At 65.0% G+C, this 14,153-nt stretch carries 15 protein-coding genes; 14 read left to right on the forward strand and 1 reads right to left on the reverse strand.

Annotation, left to right across the window (positions count from 1 at the left end):
* Positions 1 to 3: 3 nt before the first annotated feature.
* The 14 genes from aroA (at position 4) to ACYCVF_RS17675 (ending at position 13,129) form a co-directional block, all read left to right on the forward strand.
* Complete coding sequence (gene aroA, locus ACYCVF_RS17610; protein WP_459598352.1) at positions 4 to 1,341, forward strand: 3-phosphoshikimate 1-carboxyvinyltransferase; 1,338 nt, start codon at positions 4 to 6, stop codon at positions 1,339 to 1,341.
* Positions 1,342 to 1,351: 10 nt separating this feature from the next.
* Positions 1,352 to 1,957 (forward strand): hypothetical protein, encoded by a 606-nt coding sequence (locus ACYCVF_RS17615; protein ID WP_459606568.1) that lies wholly within the window; start codon positions 1,352 to 1,354, stop codon positions 1,955 to 1,957.
* Positions 1,935 to 2,342, forward strand: coding sequence for a hypothetical protein (locus ACYCVF_RS17620; protein ID WP_459598356.1), 408 nt, complete (start codon positions 1,935 to 1,937; stop codon positions 2,340 to 2,342). The genes ACYCVF_RS17615 and ACYCVF_RS17620 overlap by 23 nt, the downstream gene beginning before the upstream one ends.
* A gap of 5 nt (positions 2,343 to 2,347) precedes the next feature.
* A complete protein-coding gene (gene cmk, locus ACYCVF_RS17625; protein ID WP_459598358.1) occupies positions 2,348 to 2,986 on the forward strand; it encodes a (d)CMP kinase in 639 nt (212 codons plus the stop codon).
* A gap of 267 nt (positions 2,987 to 3,253) precedes the next feature.
* Positions 3,254 to 4,960, forward strand: coding sequence for a 30S ribosomal protein S1 (gene rpsA / locus ACYCVF_RS17630; RefSeq protein ID WP_459598359.1), 1,707 nt, complete (start codon positions 3,254 to 3,256; stop codon positions 4,958 to 4,960).
* Between the two features lie 213 nt (positions 4,961 to 5,173).
* On the forward strand, positions 5,174 to 6,154 hold the full coding sequence (gene sppA, locus ACYCVF_RS17635) for a signal peptide peptidase SppA (RefSeq protein WP_459598360.1): 981 nt from the start codon (positions 5,174 to 5,176) through the stop codon (positions 6,152 to 6,154).
* A gap of 172 nt (positions 6,155 to 6,326) precedes the next feature.
* The gene (locus ACYCVF_RS17640; protein WP_008539997.1) at positions 6,327 to 6,632 is read left to right on the forward strand and encodes an integration host factor subunit beta; all 306 of its coding nucleotides are present in this window, start codon (positions 6,327 to 6,329) and stop codon (positions 6,630 to 6,632) included.
* A gap of 70 nt (positions 6,633 to 6,702) precedes the next feature.
* Entirely contained in the window at positions 6,703 to 7,095 is a 393-nt protein-coding gene (locus tag ACYCVF_RS17645; RefSeq protein WP_459598362.1) for a lipopolysaccharide assembly protein LapA domain-containing protein, read from the forward strand.
* Positions 7,096 to 7,161: 66 nt separating this feature from the next.
* Complete coding sequence (locus ACYCVF_RS17650) at positions 7,162 to 7,821, forward strand: phosphoribosylanthranilate isomerase (RefSeq protein WP_459598364.1); 660 nt, start codon at positions 7,162 to 7,164, stop codon at positions 7,819 to 7,821.
* A complete protein-coding gene (trpB, locus tag ACYCVF_RS17655; protein ID WP_459598366.1) occupies positions 7,818 to 9,035 on the forward strand; it encodes a tryptophan synthase subunit beta in 1,218 nt (405 codons plus the stop codon). The genes ACYCVF_RS17650 and trpB overlap by 4 nt, the downstream gene beginning before the upstream one ends.
* Complete coding sequence (gene trpA / locus ACYCVF_RS17660; RefSeq protein WP_459598368.1) at positions 9,032 to 9,868, forward strand: tryptophan synthase subunit alpha; 837 nt, start codon at positions 9,032 to 9,034, stop codon at positions 9,866 to 9,868. The genes trpB and trpA overlap by 4 nt, the downstream gene beginning before the upstream one ends.
* 112 nt (positions 9,869 to 9,980) lie before the next feature.
* Positions 9,981 to 10,922, forward strand: coding sequence for an acetyl-CoA carboxylase, carboxyltransferase subunit beta (gene accD, locus ACYCVF_RS17665; protein WP_459598370.1), 942 nt, complete (start codon positions 9,981 to 9,983; stop codon positions 10,920 to 10,922).
* Positions 10,919 to 12,262, forward strand: a complete 1,344-nt coding sequence (locus tag ACYCVF_RS17670) for a bifunctional folylpolyglutamate synthase/dihydrofolate synthase (RefSeq protein ID WP_459606569.1) — start codon at positions 10,919 to 10,921, stop codon at positions 12,260 to 12,262. Before accD ends, ACYCVF_RS17670 begins: the two co-directional genes overlap by 4 nt.
* Positions 12,263 to 12,388: 126 nt before the next feature.
* Positions 12,389 to 13,129: a metallophosphoesterase family protein gene (locus tag ACYCVF_RS17675; RefSeq protein ID WP_459598374.1), complete on the forward strand. Its 741-nt coding sequence runs from the start codon at positions 12,389 to 12,391 to the stop codon at positions 13,127 to 13,129.
* A gap of 12 nt (positions 13,130 to 13,141) precedes the next feature.
* Here ACYCVF_RS17675 and ACYCVF_RS17680 read toward each other — a convergent pair whose 3' ends face one another.
* Positions 13,142 to 14,149, reverse strand: a complete 1,008-nt coding sequence (locus tag ACYCVF_RS17680) for an ATP-dependent DNA ligase (RefSeq protein ID WP_459599654.1) — start codon at positions 14,147 to 14,149, stop codon at positions 13,142 to 13,144.
* Positions 14,150 to 14,153: the final 4 nt, after the last annotated feature.

Raw genomic sequence — 14,153 nt, forward strand, 5'->3', positions numbered from 1 at the left:
ATCTTGACCCATTCCGACCAACCGAGACCGCTCCAGTCTCGCGCCAGCGGTCCCCTGACCGGGAAAGTACGGGTGCCCGGGGACAAGTCGATCTCCCACCGCGCCCTGATCCTGGGCGCGCTCGCCGTCGGCGAGACCAAGGTTTCGGGCCTGCTCGAGGGCGAAGACGTCCTCAACACCGCCAAATCCATGCAGGCGCTCGGCGCCAGCGTCGAACGCATCGGTGATTTTGCCTGGAAGGTGCAGGGAGTGGGTGTCGCAGGTTTCGCTCAGCCCAAGGCGGCGCTCGATTTCGGCAACTCCGGCACGGGCTGCCGGCTGGTCATGGGCGCCGTCGCCGGCTGCCCGATATCGGCCGTGTTCGACGGCGATGCCTCTCTGCGCAGCCGTCCCATGCGCAGGATCCTCGATCCGCTCGAAAAAATGGGCGCCAAGGTCGTCTCCGGCAGCGAGGGCGGGCGTCTGCCGCTGACCCTCCAGGGAGCGCGCGATCCGCTGCCGATCACCTACAGGACCCCGGTCGCCTCGGCCCAGATCAAATCGGCCGTATTGCTGGCAGGCCTGGCCGCGCCGGGCACCACGACCGTGATCGAGACCGAGGCCAGCCGGGACCACACCGAGCTGATGCTCAAGCATTTTGGTGCCGACATCACGTCAGTTCAGGAAGGTCAGCACGGCCGCCGCATCACGCTGATGGGCCAGCCCGAGCTGCATGGCGCCAATGTCGTCGTGCCCGCCGATCCCTCTTCGGCGGCCTTTCCGGTCGTCGCGGCGCTGATTGTCGAGGGCTCGGACGTCATCCTGGCGGATGTCATGACGAATCCGCTGCGCACCGGCCTGTTCACCACGCTGCGCGAGATGGGGGCCTCGATCGAGGAAAGCGAGGTCCGCGGTGATGCCGGCGAGCCGATGGCGCAGCTGCGCGTGCGCGCGTCGAAGCTGCGCGGCGTCGAGGTGCCCCCGGAGCGCGCGCCCTCGATGATCGACGAATATCTGGTGCTGGCGGTCGCGGCCTCCTTCGCCGAAGGCACCACCACCATGCGCGGCCTGCAAGAGCTGCGCGTCAAGGAATCCGATCGGCTGGAGGCCACCGCCGTCATGCTTCGCGTCAACGGCGTCAAGGTCGAGGTCTCCGGCGACGATCTGATCGTCGAGGGCCGCGGCCACGTTCCCGGCGGCGGCATCGTTGCCACCCATATGGACCATCGCATCGCGATGTCGGCACTGGTGATGGGCTGCGCCTCCGACCAGCCGGTGACCGTCGACGACACCGCCTTCATCGCCACCAGTTTTCCGGATTTCATTCCGATGATGCGTTCGCTGGGGGCGGAGTTTTCATGAGGCCGCGGCCATGAGTGCTGCCTTCGACCGCGACGCCCTGCTGGATGCTTTCGATGCGATCGGCCGTGCTGCGGCCGATGCGGGGACCAAGCTTCGGATCGCGGTCTATGGGGGCTCCGCGCTCATGCTCGCCAGCAATTTTCGCTTTGCGACCGAGGATGTCGACGTATCGAAGCTCGAGCGCCCACTGCCTGGCTGGCTCGATAGAGTGACGGCCGAAATTGCCGCCAAGAACGGATGGAGTGCCGACTGGTTCAACGATCAAGTCGCATTCCACCTCAGCCCGTTGGCCGATCGCGCCGCGGATCATCTCGAATTTGGTACTTTCCCGCGCGACGGCACGCCGCCTGGACTTGAGGTTTCCGTGCCCTCCGCGGCATATCTTCTGGCGCTGAAGTTGAAAGCGTTCCGGATCGCGGATCCCGTACGCGGACAGACGGAGCGGCTGGACATCTTGAACTTGATGAAAGTGGTTGGAATCTCGACCGCGGAGGAGGCCATCGCGCTGCTTGGGCGGTACTTTCCGGTGAGCGCGGCATCCTCGGAAAAACAACGCTTCCTGCTGAAGCACATGGACCCCGGGGGAGGAGCCGATGCGCCCAAATACCCTCGCTGAAGCCGTCGAGCGCATTCGCACCGGCGCGCCGCAGGACGCTACGCTGGCCGAATTCATCGACACGTTCGACTTGGCTGGGACCAGTCAGGCGCAATACGAGACGATCGAGGACGAACCCGCGTTGACGCGAAACGATCGGCTCGACGCCCTGGTCGGCGCGATCGCCGAGTATCTGGCAAAGCAACGCTGTCTCGGCCGGGTACCTGGCTGGGTTTGCGACCCGGCGCGGCGCCTTGCCGAACCATGGTTCACCACGTCGTCGCTGTCCGACGCGATGCGCGAATATCTCACCTTTGCGAGTCCCGCCGAATTCGCGTCTCGCAACATTTTCACCGAAGAGCGGCCATTGCGACGCGCGCGCGGGCTGCTGACAGCCAAGGTTTGAGTGACATGATCATCGCCATCGACGGGCCAGCGGCCTCGGGCAAGGGGACGCTCGGCAAGCGCCTGGCCCACCATTACGGCTACCGCCACCTTGATACCGGCGTGATCTATCGCGCGGTGGCCTATGCGCTGATGCAGTCGGGCCACGATCTTCGGGACGAGTCGGCGGCGGTGGCGGCGGCGCTGGAACTCGATCCGGAAAAGTTCGGCAATCCCGTCCTGAAGACCCAGAAGGTCGGCGAGGGGGCCTCCATCGTCTCGGCAATCCCGCGGGTCCGCGAAGCTTTGGTCAACTTCCAGCGGCAATTCGCCGTCGATCCGCCCGGCGCCGTGCTCGACGGCCGGGATATCGGAACAGTGATCTGCCCCCATGCCGACGTCAAAATCTTCGTCGTTGCGGACCCGAAGGTCCGTGCCCATCGCCGGACGATGGAGGCCAGGGCTCGGGGGGAAGAGGCCGATGAGGCCGCCGTGCTCGCGGACATCATCCAGCGCGACGAACGCGACAAGAACCGGCCGATTGCGCCTTTGAAACCGGCCCCGGATGCTTACTTGCTAGATAACTCCCAACTGGATATAGAAGGCGGCGTCCGGGCCGCCATCGACATTATCGAGGCCGTCCGAGCGGGCCGGTCGCGGGGTTAAGCCGCCGCCGTCATTGGAGGAAGTGCCCGCTCCCGCTCTTTGAGGTCGATACTCTCGGTCCCCTCGCTTCGGGACCGGTGCGATCCAGGTTTCGGACAAGCATTTCAACGTATCGAACGCGCGGGCCTCAGCCGGCCCGCTTCCGCTGTTCCGGCGCAAAGCCGGGCAGCGAGCGGTCGCTCGAAGGTCTTGCGGACCTTCCGACACTGCGCGTGCGATGCGCCCATGAACCCAACGGCCGGCACGACATCCGCAACTGGAGAACAAATGGCTTCGACTTCTGCTGATACCTATAGCCCCTCGCGCGACGATTTCGCCGCGATGCTTGACGAGTCCTTTGCAGGCGGCAACCTGCAGGAAAGCTCCGTCATCAAGGGCAAGGTTGTTGCAATTGAAAAGGACATGGCCGTCATCGACGTCGGCCTGAAGACCGAGGGCCGCGTCGCGCTGCGCGAATTTTCGGGCCCCGGCCGTGAAAGCGACCTCAAGGTCGGCGACGAGGTGGAAGTGTTCCTCGATCGCATCGAAAACGCTCTCGGTGAGGCCGTGCTGTCGCGTGACAAGGCGCGCCGCGAAGAGAGCTGGGGCAAGCTCGAGAAGGCGTTCCAGAACAACGAGAAGGTCAACGGCGTCATCTTCAACCAGGTCAAGGGCGGCTTCACCGTCGACCTCGACGGTGCCGTTGCGTTCCTGCCGCGCTCGCAGGTGGACATCCGTCCGATCCGCGACGTCGCGCCGCTGATGAACAACTCGCAGCCGTTCCAGATCCTCAAGATGGACCGCCGCCGCGGCAACATCGTCGTCTCCCGCCGCACGGTGCTGGAAGAGACCCGCGCCGAGCAGCGTCAGGAGCTGGTGCAGAACCTCGAAGAGGGTCAGGTCATCGACGGCGTGGTCAAGAACATCACCGATTACGGTGCGTTCGTTGATCTCGGCGGCATCGACGGCCTGCTGCACGTCACCGACATCGCGTGGCGCCGCGTCAACCATCCGACCGAGGTGCTCTCGATCGGCCAGACCGTGAAGGTCAAGATCATCAAGATCAACCACGAGACGCACCGCATCTCGCTGGGCATGAAGCAGCTGCTGGACGATCCGTGGCAGGGCATCGAAGCCAAGTACCCGCTGGGTGCCCGCTTCACCGGCCGCGTCACCAACATCACCGACTACGGTGCGTTCGTCGAGCTCGAGCCGGGCATCGAAGGCCTGATCCACGTCTCCGAGATGTCGTGGACCAAGAAGAACATGCACCCCGGCAAGATCGTGTCGACCTCGCAGGAAGTCGACGTGCAGGTGCTGGAAGTCGATTCCGTCAAGCGCCGCATCTCGCTCGGCCTCAAGCAGACCATGCGCAACCCCTGGGAGGTCTTCGTCGAAGGTCACCCGACCGGTTCGGTGGTCGAGGGCGAGGTCAAGAACAAGACCGAGTTCGGTCTGTTCCTGGGCCTCGAAGGCGACGTCGACGGCATGGTCCACCTCTCCGATCTCGACTGGAAGCTTCCGGGCGAGCAGGTGATCGACAACTACAAGAAGGGCGACATGGTGAAGGCCGTGGTGCTCGACGTGGACGTCGAGAAGGAGCGCATCTCGCTCGGCATCAAGCAGCTCGAAGGCGACCCCTTCGCCGAGCCGGGCGATGTCAAGAAGGGCGCGGTCGTGACCTGCGAAGTGCTCGAAGTGAAGGAGAGCGGTATCGAGGTGAAGATCGCCGGTACCGACTTCACCACCTTCATCAAGCGCTCGGAGCTCGCCCGTGACCGCAACGACCAGCGCGCCGAACGCTTCGCCGTCGGCGAGAAGGTCGATGCCCGCGTGATCCAGTTCGACAAGAAGGCCCGCAAGGTCCAGGTGTCGATCAAGGCGCTCGAAGTCGCCGAAGAGAAGGAAGCCATCGCGCAGTACGGCTCCTCGGATTCGGGTGCGACGCTCGGCGACATTCTGGGCACCGCGCTCAAGAACCGCGACAGCAAGTAAGCGAAGCGTCCATTTCGCTGACATCAAGGCCCCGGCGCGAGCCGGGGCTTTTTTGTTGCCATCTCCACAAGCTCCGCGGTCGTCTGTGGCGACTTGCTTGCCCTCTCGAGGCCTTCATTTCTTCAAATTGGGCGGCAATTGATGTATCCAGATAAGCCAATGGTCACGCTGTGACGGCACAACGCGCCCAGCCTTTCATTTGGAGATATTCCGATGTCGCTCGATTCGGACATCATCGTCGATCGCCGCAGGATCCGCCGCAAGCTGACGTTCTGGCGTGTGATGGCCGCGCTGATCGCGATCGCGGCGATTGCGAGCTTCGCGCTGGTTGCGACGCCCGGGGCACGCGGCACCTTCGCATCGGCCGGCTCGATCGCGCGCGTTCATATCGAGGGGCTCATCCGCAGCGATTCCGATCGTACCCAGGCGCTCGAGCGGCTTGAGAATTCGCAGGCCGCCGCCGTCATCGTCCACATCAACTCGCCAGGCGGCACCACCGCAGGCTCCGAGCAGCTCTACGATTCGCTCGTGCGGCTGAAGGCGAAGAAGCCGCTCGTCGTCGTGGTCGAGGGTCTGGCTGCCTCCGGGGGCTACATCACGGCGATCGCGAGCGACCACATCATCGCCCAGCAGAGCTCGCTGGTCGGCTCGATCGGCGTGCTGTTCCAGTACCCCAACGTCTCCGAGCTGCTGAAGACCATCGGTGTCAAGGTGGAAGAGGTGAAATCCTCGCCCCTGAAGGCAGCACCCAACGGTTTCGAGCCGACCAGTCCCGAGGCCCGGGCCGCGCTCGACGCGCTGGTCAAGGATTCCTATGCCTGGTTCAGGGGAATGGTGAAGGAGCGGCGTGGCATGGATGACACGCAGCTCGAAAAAGTCGCTGATGGCCGCGTCTTCACCGGACGCCAGGCGATCGATCTCAAGCTGATCGACCAGATCGGCGACGAGAAGACGGCCGTGAACTGGCTGGTCGAGCACAAGAGCGTCAAGAAGGGGCTTCCCGTTCGCGATTACAAGCTCCAGCCGCGCTTCGGCGATCTGCCGTTCCTCAAGACCGCCGCCGCCTTGACGCTGGAAGCGCTCGGTTTGGGGTCGATTGCGCATCAAATCGGGCAAACCGGCGTCGCACAGGCGGTCGACCGGTTCGGAATGGACGGGATGCTGGCCTTGTGGCAGCCGGCCGCGTCAAACTGAGCCTGAGCAGGCGAGTTCCGCAAGATTTTCCCGTCGGGCGCGTGCCGGCCCAGCCCGCTTTTTCGGCATTTGTCACGCATTTTCACGACGCCCAACCTTGATTTAGCGTCTTGACAGATCACGGTATTTTCACGGAAATGGTTTTCCGCACGCTCCCGGGTCCTATCTCTCGATGATCAAATCCGAACTTGTTCAGCGTATCGCCGAGCACAACCCGCATCTGTACCAGCGGGATGTCGAGAACATTGTGAATGCGATTCTCGAAGAGATCGTAGCGGCGCTTGCACGCGGTGATCGCGTCGAGCTGCGCGGCTTCGGTGCCTTCTCGGTCAAGCATCGCCCCGCACGCGCCGGGCGCAATCCACGCACTGGCGCTCATGTGCCCGTCGATCAGAAGAGCGTTCCGTTCTTCAAGACCGGCAAGGAGATGCGCGAGCGGCTGAACCGCGACCATCCGGATCCCGGCGCGGCAGACTGAGCCGGCATCAGGGTTTTTCGCGGTCGCGCCCGATGCGGCCGCAAGCTTGATTCAAGGCGAGCGAAGCGAGATGCGAAAGTTCCTGACCGCGCTGATCGTGATACCGCTGGGCCTGATCCTGGTGGCCTTTGCCGTCGCAAACCGGCATTTCGTCACGGTATCCTTCGACCCCTTCATTTCCGACGACCCGTCACTGTCGCTGACGTTGCCGCTGTTCCTGCTGCTGATCCTGGTGGCCGCCCTTGGGGTCTTCGCGGGCGGCTCTGCCGTCTGGTTCGGCCAGCGGCGCTGGCGGCGCGCGGCGCGCCGGAATGACGCAGAGGCCCGGACCGCCCGGGCCGAACTGGCCGATCTGCGGGCCCAGACGGCTGCAGCGAAGCCCGAGTCCCAGCGACTTCCCGTTCCCTCCGGCGTCGGGCTCTACGGGCCCGTCGGGCGAGACAAGCAGCGCGCGACGTTGTAGAAGCGGCCCCGACCGAAAGCCCCGTTTTCCGGCCGCGGACCCGCGGCCTGCATTTGCTTCGAGACCATGTCCCTGCTCGTCAAAATCTGCGGCCTGTCTACGCGCGAGACGCTCCAAGTGGCGCTCGACGCGGGCGCCGACATGGTGGGGTTCGTGTTCTTTCCGCCGTCGCCGCGGCATCTCTCGCTGGAGCTTGGGCGCGATCTCGGCCGCCAGGTGAGGCAGCGTGCGCTCAAGGTCGCGCTCACCGTCGATGCCGACGACGCCACGCTCGACAACATCATGGATGCGCTGTCGCCGGACATTTTCCAGCTCCACGGCAAGGAAAGCGTCGCGCGGCTGCGCGACATCAAGCAGCGCTTCGGCCGTCCGGTGATGAAGGCGGTCCCGGTCGCGACATCAGCCGATCTCGCCGTGCTGCCGGGCTACGCCGCGGTCGCCGACCGTATCCTGTTCGACGCGCGTGCGCCGAAGGATGCGACGCGGCCCGGCGGCCTGGGGGAGCCGTTCGACTGGCGCTTGCTGGAAAATCTCGATCTGAAATTGCCCTACATGGTCTCAGGCGGGCTGCACGCCGACAACCTCGCTGAAGCCCTCCGCGTCACCCGCGCCGGCGGGGTCGACGTGTCCTCCGGTGTCGAGAGTGCCCCCGGGGTCAAGGACCCTGACATGATCAAGGCCTTCATTCGCGCCGCGCGCGCCACCCGAGAGTTGAGCGTCCGATGAACATCGCCAAACCCAATTCCTACCGCAGCGGCCCCGACGAGCGCGGCCATTTCGGCATTTTCGGGGGGCGCTTCGTCGCCGAGACCCTGATGCCGCTGATCCTCGATCTGGAGAAGGCCTACACCGCGGCCAAGGACGATCCGGCGTTCCAGTCCGAGATGAACGGCTACCTCAAGAACTATGTTGGCCGGCCCTCGCCGCTCTATTTCGCCGAGCGCCTGACCGAGCATCTCGGCGGCGCCAAGATCTATCTCAAGCGCGAGGAGCTCAACCACACCGGTTCGCACAAGGTGAACAACGTGCTCGGCCAGATCATGCTGGCCAGGCGCATGGGCAAGAAGCGCATCATCGCCGAGACCGGCGCCGGCCAGCATGGTGTCGCCACCGCGACGCTGTGCGCGCGCTTCGGCCTCGAATGCATCGTCTATATGGGCGCCGTCGACGTCGAGCGGCAGCAGCCCAACGTCATTCGGATGGAGATGCTGGGCGCCAAGGTGATGCCGGTGCAGTCGGGCACGCGCACGCTGAAGGATGCCATGAACGAGGCGCTGCGCGATTGGGTCACCAATGTGCACAACACGTTCTACTGCATCGGAACGGTGGCGGGTCCCCATCCCTATCCGACGCTGGTGCGCGACTTCCAGTCGATCATCGGCAACGAGACCAAGGCGCAGATGCAGGAGATCGAAGGCCGTCTGCCGGATTCGCTGGTTGCCTGCATCGGCGGCGGCTCGAATGCGATGGGCCTGTTCCATCCCTTCCTCGACGATCCCTCCGTCGAAATCTTCGGCGTCGAGGCTGCGGGCCATGGGCTGACGCAACTGCACGCGGCATCGATCGCGGGCGGCCGTCCCGGCGTGCTGCATGGCAATCGCACTTATCTCTTGATGGATGCCGACGGCCAGATCCAGGACGCGCATTCGATCTCGGCCGGCCTCGATTATCCCGGCATCGGGCCCGAGCATTCCTGGCTGCACGAAGTCGGCCGCGTGAACTATCTCTCCGCGACCGATGACGAGGCGCTCGCCGCCTTCCAGCTGCTGTCGAAGCTCGAGGGCATCATCCCCGCGCTCGAGCCCGCGCACGCCATCGCCAAGGTGATGGAGTTCGCGCCGAAGCGGCCCAGGGATCACCTGATGGTCGTCAACCTCTCCGGCCGCGGCGACAAGGACGTCCCGCAAGTCGGCGACATCCTGAGAGGCAAGAGCAAGTGACCACGCGTATCGACACCCGGTTTGCCGAGCTTGCGAAGCAGGGCCGCTCGGCCTTCGTGACCTTCCTGATGGCCGGCGATCCCGATCCTTCGACCTCGCTCGAGATCATCAAGGCGCTGCCGAAATCGGGCGCCGACGTGATCGAGATCGGCATGCCCTTCACCGATCCGATGGCCGACGGCCCGTCGATCCAGGCTGCGGGCCTGCGCGCGCTCAAGGCCGGAATGACGCTGAAGAAGACGCTCGAGCTGGTGCGCGGTTTCCGCAAGGATGACAACGCGACGCCGATCGTGCTGATGGGTTACTACAACCCGATCTACATCTATGGCGTCGACAAGTTTCTGGCCGACGCGAAGAGCGCGGGCGTGGACGGTCTCATCATCGTCGACCTGCCGCCGGAAGAGGACGGCGAGCTTTGTCTGCCCGCCATGAAGGCCGGCCTCAATTTCATCCGCCTGGCGACGCCGACGACCGACGACAAGCGCCTGCCGGCCGTGCTCGCCAATACGTCGGGCTTCGTCTACTACGTCTCCATCACCGGCATCACCGGCGCGGCGGCGGCGGACTCCTCGGCAGTGAGCGAGGCGGTTGCCCGCATCAAGCGGCACACCAAGCTGCCCGTGTGCGTCGGTTTCGGAATCCGCACGCCGGAGACGGCGCGGGCCATTGCCTCGCATGCCAATGGCGCGGTCGTCGGCACCGCGTTGGTCGATGCGCTCAAGAACAGCCTCGATGCCGAAGGGCGGGCCACCGCCAAAACCGTTAACGCCGTGGCTGAGTTGACGGCGGCCCTGGCCCAGGGCGTCAAGGGTGCGCAACAGGCGGCTGAATAGGTCATAATTCCGCTGCCAAGGCGGACGACACGGCGGCTTGCCGGGCAGTGATCCGGCCGCCATATATCCCTTCAGGCGACCCCGCGAGGCGGTTCGCACATCGGAGCAAACCATGAACTGGCTTACCAATGTGGTCCGGCCGAAGATCCGCAACATGCTGCGGCGGGAGACGCCCGAGAATCTGTGGATCAAGTGTCCGGATTCCGGGCAGCTCGTGTTCTACAAGGACGTCGAGGCCAACCAGTTCGTCATTCCCGGGTCGAACTACCACATGCGCATGGGTGCGGTGGCTCGGCTGAAGTCGATCTTCGACAACGAGACCTGGTTCGACGTCGCGTTGCCCGATGTCACGCCCGATCCGCTCAAGTTCCGCGACGAGAAGAAATACGTCGACCGCATCAAGGATGCGCGCGCGCGCACCAATCTGAACGACGCGATCAAGGTCGGCTACGGCAAGCTCGAAGGCGCCGCCGTCGTCGTCGCCGTGCAGGATTTCGACTTCATGGGCGGCTCGCTCGGCATGGCCGCGGGCGAAGCCATCGTGCGCGGGATGGAGCTCGCGGTCGAGAAGAAGTCGCCGTTCATCGTGTTCGCCGCTTCGGGCGGCGCGCGCATGCAGGAAGGCATTTTGTCGCTGATGCAGATGCCGCGCACCACCGTGGCGGTACAGATGCTGCGCGAAGCAAAACTGCCTTATATCGTCGTGCTGACCAATCCGACGACCGGCGGCGTCACCGCGTCCTATGCGATGCTAGGCGACGTGCAGATCGCCGAACCGGGCGCACTGATCGGCTTTGCGGGTGCGCGGGTGATCGAGCAGACCATCCGCGAGAAGCTGCCTGAAGGCTTTCAGCGTGCCGAGTACCTCAAGGAGCACGGCATGGTCGACATGGTCGTGCATCGCCACGAATTGCGTCCGACGCTGGCGCGGCTCTGCCGCCTGCTGACCAAGGCGCCGGCGCTGGAAGGTGCATCGAGATCAGTGCAGCCGGTCGAGAGCCCGGCGCAGATCGTATCGGCCGCCGAGACGGCGCCGGCTGCGCCCCACGCGTGAACGCCCCCTCTGACAGTGCAAAGACACCGCTCGGCGAATTGATCGGGCGGTTGTCGGCCCTGCATCAGAAGCGCATCGATCTCGGGCTCGAGCGGATGTACCGCCTGCTCGAACGGCTCGGCCACCCCGAACGCAAGTTGCCGCCCGTCATCCACATCGCGGGCACCAACGGCAAGGGCTCGACGCTTGCCTATCTGCGCGCGACGCTGGAAGCTTCAGGGCTGCGTGTCCATGCCTACACCTCGCCCTATCTCGTCCGCATCAATGAATGCTTCCGGCTCGGCCGCGTCGGTGGCGGCGTGCTCGTCGGCGACGACGAGTTGCGCGCGGCGCTCGAAGAGGTCGAGCGTGTCAATGCCGGGGAGCCGGCGACCGTGTTCGAGCTGAAGACCGCCGCGGCCTTCCACCTGTTCGCACAGAATCCGGCCGACGTGGTCCTGCTCGAGGTCGGCCTCGGCGGCCGGCTCGATTCGACCAATGTGGTCGATGCGCCTGCGGCCTGCGTGATCACGCCCGTCAGCATGGATCACATGGATTTTCTCGGCGATACGCTGGCATCGATTGCCGGCGAGAAGGCCGCGATCATCAAGCGCGGCGTGCCCGTGATTTGCGCCGAGCAGATGCCGGAGGCGATGGCCGTGATCGAAGCGCAGGCGAAACGCATGCGTGCGCCGCTGTTTGCCGCAAACGAGAGCTGGCACGTCAATGCCGAGCGCGGGCGCCTGGTCTATTCCGACGAACGCGGCTTGATGGATCTGCCGGCGCCGCGTCTGTTCGGCCGCCACCAATTCGCCAACGCCGGGCTCGCGATCGCAACGCTGCGCGCGCTTCCGAGCCTCAAGGTCAATCACGCCGCGTTCGAGGCCGGCATCGTCGGCGCCGAATGGCCGGCTCGGATGCAGCGCATCGCCTCGGGCGAGCTGCTGTCCTGGGGTCCGCAGGGCTCCGAGATCTGGCTCGACGGCGGCCACAATGCCGAAGGCGGCCGCGTTGCGGCCGCCGCGCTCGGCGACCTCGAAGAGCGGGTGTCGCGGCCGCTGGTGGTGATAGCGGGCATGATGGCCAACAAGGACGCACCAGGCTTTCTCGCCAATTTTGCCGGTCTGACCCGTCACATCATCGCGGTGCCGATCCCCGATGTCGAGAACGCGATGCCGATCGACCGGCTCGCGGACGCCGCGCGCAGCCTCGGCATGCGCGTCGAGCCCGCGCCGGGCGTCGAAGCCGCGCTCCGCGCATTGGCGAAGCTCGCCTACGAGGTGCCGCCGCGCATCCTGATCACGGGCTCGCTGTATCTGGCCGGCCATGTGCTGGCCATCAACGGCACGCCTCCTGCATAATCTTCGTGTCCCGGATAAGCGAAGCGGCGCACTGGTCCGGGACCCAGAGGCCACATGGGCCCCGGCCCTGCAGCGCACCGCGGAAGACACGCTGCGCCGCGTCCGGGCACGACAGCGAGGATGATCATGCGATTTGCCGCGGTTGCCGATGTCCATGGAAATCACCTCGCACTTGAGGCGGTGCTCGCCGACATCCGCGCCCAGGGTATCGCCGACATCGTCAATCTCGGCGACATGCTGAGCGGTCCGCTCGATGCGCGCCGGACGATCGAGATCCTGATGTCGCTCGACGCCGTGCACGTGCTCGGCAATCACGATCGCTATCTGCTCGACCGTCCGCCGGAGAAGATGGGTTCGTGGGATCGTCCCGCTCATGCACAGCTCGATGCCGTGCAACTCGACTGGCTGCGCGCGCAGCCGATGACGCGTGTGTTTCGTGACCAGGTCTTTCTCTGTCACGCGACACCCGGCAACGACGAGGTGTACTGGCTCGACACAGTGCATCCGGACGGCACGGTTGCGCTGTCGCCGCTCGATCGCATCGAGCAGTTTGCGACTGGAATCACGCAGTCGCTGATCCTCTGCGCCCACACCCATCTCGCCCGCGCCGTGCGCCTGCGCGACGGCCGGCTCATCGTCAATCCCGGCAGTGTCGGTAGCCCGGGCTATCGCGACAAGCATCCCTATCCGCACGTCGTCGAAGCCGGAACGCCGCACGCGCGTTATTCCGTTCTCGAGCTCGCCGATGGCGGCTGGCAGGTGACGTTCCGTCACGTCGCATATGATCACGACGCCATGGCCGAGCTTGCACGCCGCAACGATCAGCCCGAACTGGCGAATGCGCTGGCGACGGGGTGGATCGGATAGCTATCCGGGCGCTCACCTCAACAGCTTCATCGGATCGGCGACCTTCTGCTTCAGCTGCTCGAAGCGGCATTGCCGCGGCGCCTTGTCGGGCCGCCAGCGCAGGATCGAGGTGCCATGGCGGAAACGCTCGCCGCTGAAATGGTCGTAGCAGATCTCGATCACCAGCTTCGGCTTGAGCGGACACCATTTCGCCGAGCGTTCGGTCGACCAGCGGCTCGGCCCGCCCGGCGCGTTGCCGGTGAAGCCGGGTTCGCCGATCAATGCTTCGAGCCGGTCGGTCATATCAGGCTTCTCCTCCGCCTTGATGGCCGAGGTGAAGCCGACATGGTGCAGCAGGCCATCATCGTCGTAGAGCCCGAGCAGCAGCGAGCCGACGACATTCCGGCCTGCGATCTTGTTGGTGGCATAGCGGAAGCCGCCGACCACGCAATCGGCGCTGCGGAATTTCTTGATCTTCTGCATGCCGTCGCGATTTCCCGCCTGGTAGGGCAGGTCGATGCGCTTGGCGATGACGCCGTCCGAGCCGCCGCCCGACTGCGCCAGCCATTTCCTTGCCGTGGCGTCGCTCGGCGTTGCCGGTGACAGGCGGAAAATGCCTCCTTTGAGATTGGCCTTCGCAAAAGCCTCCAGCGCCGGCCGTCGCTCGCTGAGCGGCTTGTCGGCGAGCTGCTTCTCCCTGGCCGTCGCGAGCAGATCGAAGACGAGGTAAAGCGCCGGCGTCTCCTGCGAGAGTTTCTTCACGCGGCTTGCCGCGGGGTGAATGCGTTGCAGGAGTGCATCGAAGGAGAAGCCCTTGCCTTGCGGCACGACGAGCTCGCCATCGAGCGAGAAGCGATCCGCCTTCAGCGTCAACGCGGCGGCGACGATCTCGGGGAAATAGCGTGCGAGATCCTCGCCCGACTTGGAACGGAGATCAACGCTGCTGCCGTCGCGCGACAACAGGCAGCGGAAGCCATCCCATTTGGGCTCGTACTGCCACTCCTTGCCGCGCGGGATCTCGTCGACTGATCGCGCCTCCATCGCG

The sequence above is a fragment of the Bradyrhizobium cedriense genome, from assembly GCF_054602315.1.